This is a genomic window from Campylobacter sp. RM12654 (assembly GCF_020137585.1).
In the GTDB taxonomy this organism is placed as follows: domain Bacteria; phylum Campylobacterota; class Campylobacteria; order Campylobacterales; family Campylobacteraceae; genus Campylobacter_E.
In genome coordinates, this window is sequence record NZ_JACGAR010000087.1 from 1 (window position 1) to 400 (window position 400).

The 400-nt window shown below is 33.2% G+C and carries 1 protein-coding gene; it reads left to right on the forward strand.

The genetic code is table 11. From position 1 onward, the window contains the following. A partial coding sequence (locus AVBRAN12654_RS09425) for a molybdopterin-dependent oxidoreductase (RefSeq protein ID WP_336614396.1) occupies positions 1-400 on the forward strand: 400 nt, incomplete at both ends.

Sequence of the window (400 nt, forward strand, 5' to 3'; positions counted from 1 at the left end):
ACACCATTCTGTGTATGGTGGTAGCTACGGCTGGTATTGTGTTGGAAATATAAATAACCCACAAAGCTTACTTGGAAGAATGTTAAATATTGCAGGTGGTTTTACAACAAGAACTTTAAATTATTCTTGTCATTGTATTAGTGCTATAACTCCACATATCACAGGTTACGATGAAGCAAATGCTAAACATACACCTTGGGACAATGTATTAGAACATTCAAAAGTAATTGTAATGTGGTCTACCGATATACTAAACACTAATCAAATTGCTTGGGGTGTTGCAACTCACGAAACATACCCATACATGGAAAAATTACAAGCATTAGTTAAAGATGGAAAAATAAAAGTAATTAATATTGACCCAGTATATAATGATACAGCAAGATTTTTAGGTGCAGAA